This is a genomic window from Centipeda sp. (in: firmicutes) (genome assembly GCF_057271695.1).
This window is the reverse complement of the sequence record NZ_DBHIVL010000102.1, coordinates 1-7,281: the sequence shown is the minus strand read 5'-3', so window position 1 is coordinate 7,281 and position 7,281 is coordinate 1. Positions and strand designations below refer to the sequence as shown.

The following is a 7,281-nucleotide window of genomic DNA, read 5'->3' as shown; positions in this document are numbered from 1 at the left end:
GGCAAAAAAGATGCGTCAAGATGGCGTGGCTGAATTTATCAGTGCTTCCTAAACTTTGTCGCCCCTGTGGATTTTCACGGGGGCATTTTCATTTTCATAAAACAATTTCGATATTGAGAAATTTTCTCATTTACAAGATGGATTTTTTGTGTTATTCTCAATACAAATGAAAGGATGGTGTAAATATGCACGCAAAAAAATTATTTCCACGACTCCTGCTCACCCTCGCACTCGCCATGATGGCACTGTTCGCCGTCGGCTGCGGCGGAGGAGGAACCGGAGGCGACAAGGCAGCCGATACGAAGAAAACGGTGACGGTCACAACCTCATTTTTGCAGGATATGACGAAGCAGCTTGCAGGCGACTATGTGAACATCGAGCTGATTATCCCCGCAGGTGAGGATCCGCATCTCTACGTCGCGCAGCCCGCCGACCTTGAGAAGATCAAGAAGGCGGATCTCCTCCTCTACCACGGCCTGCACTTCGAGGGCAAGATGGCAGAGGTGCTTGAGAAGAAGGGCGTCGCGGTCACGAAGAACTTTGCGGACGCGAACATCAACTACATGGAGGAGGACGGCAAGAAGATCGTCGACCCGCATTTCTGGTTCGATGTCGCCCTCTACAAGCAGGCGACCGAGGAGGCTGCTGCGCAGCTCGTGAAGCTCCTGCCCAAGCACGAGAAGGAGATTCAGGAAAATCTGAAGAAGTATCTCGCAGACCTCGACGCACTTGATGTAGAGATCACACAGAAGATCGCGCAGATTCCCGAGGGTCAGCGCAACCTGGTCACGCCGCACGACGCATTCAACTACTTCTCCCATCGTTATCACGTGAACGTCATTGCACCGCAGGGTGTCAGCACGGACTCAGAGGTTGCAAATGCGGATATTGAAAAAACGGCGAACTACATCGTGGAGCACAAGGTCAAGGCAGTCTTCGCCGAGAGCACGACAAATCCCGAGCGCATGAAGAAGCTGCAGGAGGTCTGCAAGACGAAGGGCTTCGATGTGGAGATCGTCGGCGGCGAGGGCAGCGAGCTCTTCTCCGACTCGCTTGCGCCCGTCGGACAGAAGGGCGACACCTATATTACGATGTACCGCAGCAACATCGATCTGATTGTTTCGCATCTGAAGTAGCAGAAAAACGTTCGTTATCAGATCTTGTGGACAAACGGAAACGTAACCGTACGACACTCCTAAGCAAACCCTAGTGGAGCAAGCGGAGGCGAGTGTGCGACCCGCCCCCTGCGGATTTCTTTCGTTCAAGCGCAGCGCGTTTAAGAAGTCCGCAGGTATTTAGGCGGACGAGCACACGACCGCTTGCATAACGAGGTGTTTGCGTGGAGTTCGCACGGATAAAGAACTCATACAGAAGGGGCTCAGAATGGCAGGAACAAACAGTGTGATCCACGTCGAAGACCTCACAATGGCATACCGCGATACCCCCGTGCTCTGGGACATCGACCTCGATGTGCCGGAGTGCGTGCGCTGTGCGATCGTAGGACCGAACGGCGCGGGCAAGTCCACCCTGCTGCGGGGCATCCTCGGGCTGCTAAAGCCCGTCTCGGGCGCAGTGCGTCTCTGGGGCAAGGCACTCTCTGCCGTGCACAAGCAGATCGCCTATGTGCCGCAGCGCGGCTCGGTACACTGGGACTTTCCTACGACGGTCTTCGATGTCGTTCTCATGGGACGCTATGCCCATCTGGGACTTGTGCGCCGCCCCGGCAAGGAGGATCGCGCACTGGCGATGGACGCCCTCGATAAAATGAAGATGGCAGACTTCGCCGATCGTCAGATTTCAGAGCTGTCGGGCGGGCAGAAGCAGCGCGTCTTCATCGCACGCGCACTCGCGCAGGACGCACAGCTCTACATCATGGACGAGCCGCTTGCGGGTGTGGACGAGACAACAGAACGCATCATCATGGACAAGTTCATGGATTTGCAGAAAGAAAAACGCACCGTCATCGCCGTCCACCACGATCTCAGCACGCTCGATGCCTATTTCGACTATCTCGTCGTACTGAACCGCACGGTAAAGGCATCGGACTATCTCGCAGATATCGACAAGGAGGCGGCACTCGCGCGCGCCTACCGCATGAAGGAGTGAGCGATGGACATTCTGACGAACTACACCTTTCAGATCGTCGCGCTCGGCAGCGTCATCCTCGCCGTCGCCGCCGCCCCCGTCGGCGCATTCAGCGTCTACAAGGGGCAGAGTCTCATCGGCGATGCAATCGGGCACTCGACCTTTCCCGGCATCATTCTTGCCTACATGGCGTTCGCGACGCGCAGCCCCGTCATCCTCCTCGCAGGGGCGATTCTGGCAGGTGCGGCAAGCTACGCGCTCATCCAGCTCGCACACAGGGACAAGCGTCTGGGGCTCGACGCAAACCTCGCAATCTTCCTCTCGGGCTTCTTCGGCCTTGGTATGGCACTCAAGAGTTTTATCCAAGGAAATCCCGACTACGCGGGCGCGTCACAGGCGGGGCTCGGAACGTACATCTTCGGACAGGCGGCGTATATGCTTGAGGCGGATGTCCTGCTGATCGCCGTCGTGTCTGCCCTCGTGCTCACGCTCCTGCTGCTCTTTTACAAGGAGCTGAAACTCTTCGTCTTTGACGCGGAGTATGCGGAGGTCGTCGGATTGCCCTGCCGACTGCTGAACAGTCTGCTGCTCGTTATGACGATTGCCGTCATCGGCATCGGGATCAAGGCGGTCGGTGCAATCCTCATCAGCTCCTTCCTCATTATCCCCTGCGTTGCCGCAAATCAGTGGTCGAACAACTTTGCACGCGTGCTCCTGCTGAGCAGCCTCATTGGAGCCGTCTCCGCCCTCATCGGAACGTACATCAGCACGCTCGAGCAGGGCATGTCGACAGGGCCATCCATCATCCTTGTCGCCTCTTTGATCGCCTTTTTCTCCATTGTTTTCGGGACGAAGGGCATCCTCGGCAGAGTCTTGAAACGGAGGGGCACACATGGATGACGCACTGCTCGTACTCCTGCTGACGGCAGCAGCGTGCGCACCGCTCGGGGGCTTTCTCATCCTGCGCCGTCTCTCCATGATGGCGGACGCAATCAGTCACACCGTTCTGCTCGGCATCGTGCTCGCCTTCTTCCTCACACATGATCTCGGCTCACCGTGGCTGCTCTTCGGTGCGGCACTCATGGGCGTTGTCACGGTGTCGCTCGTCGAGCTGCTCGGCAAGACGCGCCTTGTCAAATACGACGATGCAATCGGTGTCATCTTCCCCCTGCTCTTTGCGCTCGCCGTCATACTCATCAGCAAATATGCGGGGAATGCCCACCTCGATACCGATATGGTGCTCATGGGCGAGGTCATCTATGCGGGACTGAACACGGTCGAGATCGGCGGCATGAAGATTCCCGCTGCCGCGCTCAAGATGGGCGGGCTCGCCCTCCTGATTACAGCGTTTATCACCGTATTCTACAAGGAGCTCAAGGTCTCCACGTTTGACGGCGAATATGCACGGCTCATCGGTGTGCCGACGGGCATGCTCTTCTACGCCTTTATGTCGCTCACCTCGCTCACGACGGTTGCGGCATTCGATGCGGTCGGTGCGATTCTCGTCATCTCGTTTTTCATCGCTCCCGGTGCGACCGCTCTGCTCTTTACAAAGCACCTGTCGCACACGCTCCTCCTCGCCCTTCTCGTCAGCATGATGAACTCCGCGCTCGGCTATGCGCTTGCCGTGCATATGAACGCCTCGATTGCAGGACTCTGCGCCGTCATAAATATGCTTGTCTACCTGCTCGCCCTGCTCATGGGGCCAAAGGGGGCTGTCACGACATACATCCGTCGCAAAAGAAGTATGTGGCAGATGCAGCGCGACCTCTTCCTGCTCCACATCGGCAGACACACGGCAAAACACATTGAGAGTGCGGAGAACCACACGGACGAGATCGGCGACCATCTGAAATGGGAGGAAAGTAAAGTGCGCCGCGTCAGCCGCGAGCTCATCGATCAGCGCCTCCTCCATCGTGAGGGCAGCTACTATCTGCTGACCGAGGCGGGCGCGGCGGCATATACGGCACTCTGCAAGAGATACTATATCTGAGGAAAACAAAGGGGCTGTTGTACGAAGTCATTTTGACTCCGTACAACAGCCCCTGTTCGTATGAGCGTTCAAAGTGCCCCTTCCACCGCTTCGCGGTGGAAGGGGCACCCCCATCTGTTACGACGTGAAGGAAACAGTCTCCTCCGCCTCGGTCTCATCGGGGTAAACCGGTGCAGCGGAGACATTGGTCGCTGCACTCACCGCCTCATCGAGGGTATCCGTGGCGGTGTTGTCCTGTGCTGCCTTTGCCTCCTGCACAGGTGCGTAGGCGTTCAGCACGCTCTCAACGAGGGCGACCTTCTCACCGTCGGAAAGTGCAGCCGAGTTTGCGATGATCTCCTGTACGATGCCGACGACCACGCCTGCGGTCTGACGACGCGACGTGCCGACCTTCTCATTGAGCTGCGCAACGGTCTTCGTGAGAACCTCTACACGCTTTTCCTGCGTCGGCTCAACGAGTGCGTCCAGTGCCTTGGTCTTGCCCTCGGCAATGTTCGCCGTATCATCCTCGGAGAGGTTCGGCACATCGGGGTTCACGGGCGGTGCGGGCGGCTGTGGGACTGGCGGAACAGGCTTGTCCGTTCCCTGCTCAGTAAACGCACCTACCTCCGTACCTGCCTCTGTCACATGTGAGGCAGAGTCACGCAGAAGTGTTCCTGTCGAACCGTCCGTGCGAATGGTATCAGCACTCACCATATCTACACGCAGTTCATGATCTGCATTCAGTTTGCTTCCCTGCCAGACACCGATCCCACCTGCACTAATGTCAATGAGATCATGCGACTCAATCTTTGATTTCCAAAGTGAAAGCTTATTATCCTTTGTAACATTGAGTTTGTTCTCATATCCGTTATAGCTTTGCCCGAGTATAAAGACAGCAGATGAATACGGAGTCTTTACCTCACTGTCATTCACGAGATTCATTGTCCCAGCCACAGCACCAAATGCATCCGCGGAGTGATTCATCGTAATCTTTGTATTGTCGAGGTGAATCGCTCCGCCGCGGGACATCTTTGTCTTATCATCCGCGAGCTCAATCGTTCCCGCTTGGAGTGTACCTTTCTCAGCAGTAATCGTCGTGTTCTTCAGTGTGATTTGATCGCCTCCGACTCCGATTTCCTTGGACTCCACGGTCATACCGTCTGCGCTCAACAGGTTGCCAATGCCCGTATATACTGTACTGTGTCCATCTTCCGTATAGATGAGACGATTCATGGCGACACCATGTACCGTGCCGACATCACGGATATCTGCATGGTCGAGATTTACCGCATGGCCCTCAATATCAACAGACTGATTCTTCATGCCGATGCCGCGAATTTTTCCGTGGAACTGCACCTCATTCCCTGCCGCCGACGTTGTGATCTCATCTTCTCCCGACAGGACACGCGAGCCGGCGACCACCTCCATCTCACCGCCTGAGCCGTCACCAAGATTAAACGTCACATCATTTCCAACCGTCACCTTACCGCCGCCGACAGCGACATCCGTCGAGCGGATCATACTTGTGCCGTCAATTGTAACCGTATGTGCAGGTGTCGACCGAAGGCTGTGCAGCTCGGTGGTGCTCGGTGTATGCGCCGTCTGATTGTAGGGAGTATCCTCTCCCTCGGTGGTTGTGCCCGCCATGATCTGGGCAAGCAGAGGAGTTTCAATCGTCGCACCCGTCAGATGCACCGTACCGCCCGTGAGCTTTACATCCTTCGCGTTGAGGTCTGCCTGCACTGCATAGGGATTCGACTCCCATGTGGGGCGCGTCACCTTCAGCGTCGAGTTCGTGACATTCAGCGTATTGGCCGCCGTACTTGTGCGTGTTCCCTCATACTCAATCGGCGTTGCCCAATGACGATTCTTCATCGTACGGCCGAGGGAGGAGATCGCTCCGATGTTCAGCATCTTCTCCGTGTGAATATTCGAGTTCGCGATATTCACGGCACCGCCCGTAATCTCGAACCAGTGATACCGATTCTGTCCCGTGATTCCGTTAATGGTAACATTTTCAAGCGCAACGGAGTTGTCCGCCGTCGCCGTCAGTGCCTCATGCTGCCTTGTGACATCCATATCTCCCGCACTGTCGAAGGATTTCTGCGCTGTAATGTCAAGACGCGCCGAGTCAATCGTGCTGTTCTTCAGCTCGACTTTCCCGCCACGAATCTCCGTGCTGTTCTTCTCGCGAATATGGAGTCCGTCCGCATGCACAACATTCTCGGGAGAGAGTTCCACTTTCGTTGTTTTGACAGGCGCATTATTCCGATCATCGGATACGAGCTTCGTCCATGCAGCAATCGCAACCTCTGCGCGATCCCCGTCGATGTGCGCACGGTCTGCATTGACCGCATAGCCCATAATATTGATCTCGGCATCCTTGCCTGTACTGAGTGCATTCACCGTACCGTGAAAATCAACCGTATTGCCACGCTCCATCGTCCACTTTGAGAGGTCGCTGTCATGATCCGCCCCCTCTTGCCAATACAGCTCCTTTGCCGCAACGACCTCCAGCATGCTCTCCTGCGGGTTCGGCACATCCTTGAGGTTGAACACAACACCGTCCGCAACGGTGACCTGTCCGCCGAAAAGGTTCAGCTTGCGTGCGATGTCAAACTGTGCGCCCTGATCGACGGTGATGGCACGCGCACCAAGCGCGCCCTCACGGATGAGGGTCTCCGTATCATTTTTGGTCACAACACCGAGCGTGGAGAGCGTCAGCGTGTTCACGTCGAGCACAGCATTCTGTCCGATATGGATGCCGTTCGGGTTGACGAGCACGAGATCTCCGCCGCCCGTCTGATTCATCGTACCGAGGATGTCGGAGAGCTGTGCTCCCGTGACCTGATTGACAAGCGTCCTGTTATTGGCAATATCGAAGTTCAGCGTCTCACCATTTGCGATGTTGAATGCCTGCCAGTTGATCTGACCGTCGTTCGTCGCCGTGATGGTTGCATTATTCGCAACACTGTCCCATGTGCCGCCGTTGAGGGTAATATCAGGGTTGCCGCCCACGACCTCGCCGCCCGTCGGCATGGCGAGTGCAGAGCTCGAGAGTGCGAGCGCAATGAGTGCCGCAAGGCTGCTGCGGCGCATTTTCTTTTTGAAATTCATTCCGTTCCTTCCTTTCCTATCCTTAGGGAAGCACTGATAAATTCAGCCGCATCATCTTGACGCATCTTTTTTGCCCGCACTGTGTCGGCAAATCCTCCACATAG

At 56.1% G+C, this 7,281-nt stretch carries 5 protein-coding genes; 4 read left to right on the top strand and 1 reads right to left on the bottom strand.

Annotated elements, in window-relative coordinates; translation table 11 throughout:
- Positions 1 to 185 precede the first annotated feature (185 nt).
- The 4 genes from ACO6BQ_RS11560 (at position 186) to ACO6BQ_RS11545 (ending at position 4,078) form a co-directional block, all read left to right on the top strand.
- Entirely contained in the window at positions 186 to 1,136 is a 951-nt protein-coding gene (locus ACO6BQ_RS11560; RefSeq protein ID WP_489121111.1) for a metal ABC transporter solute-binding protein, Zn/Mn family, read from the top strand.
- 247 nt (positions 1,137 to 1,383) lie between these two features.
- Complete coding sequence (locus ACO6BQ_RS11555) at positions 1,384 to 2,106, top strand: metal ABC transporter ATP-binding protein (RefSeq protein WP_489121108.1); 723 nt, start codon at positions 1,384 to 1,386, stop codon at positions 2,104 to 2,106.
- A gap of 3 nt (positions 2,107 to 2,109) precedes the next feature.
- Positions 2,110 to 2,985, top strand: coding sequence for a metal ABC transporter permease (locus ACO6BQ_RS11550; RefSeq protein ID WP_489121105.1), 876 nt, complete (start codon positions 2,110 to 2,112; stop codon positions 2,983 to 2,985).
- Entirely contained in the window at positions 2,978 to 4,078 is a 1,101-nt protein-coding gene (locus tag ACO6BQ_RS11545; RefSeq protein ID WP_489121102.1) for a metal ABC transporter permease, read from the top strand. Before ACO6BQ_RS11550 ends, ACO6BQ_RS11545 begins: the two co-directional genes overlap by 8 nt.
- Before the next feature lie 117 nt (positions 4,079 to 4,195).
- Here the strand turns inward: ACO6BQ_RS11545 and ACO6BQ_RS11540 are convergent, their stop codons facing one another.
- Positions 4,196 to 7,177 carry a two-partner secretion domain-containing protein gene (locus ACO6BQ_RS11540; protein ID WP_489121100.1) on the bottom strand — a complete coding sequence of 994 codons (2,982 nt, stop codon included), beginning with the start codon at positions 7,175 to 7,177 and terminating at the stop codon, positions 4,196 to 4,198.
- Between the last annotated feature and the right edge of the window lie 104 nt (positions 7,178 to 7,281).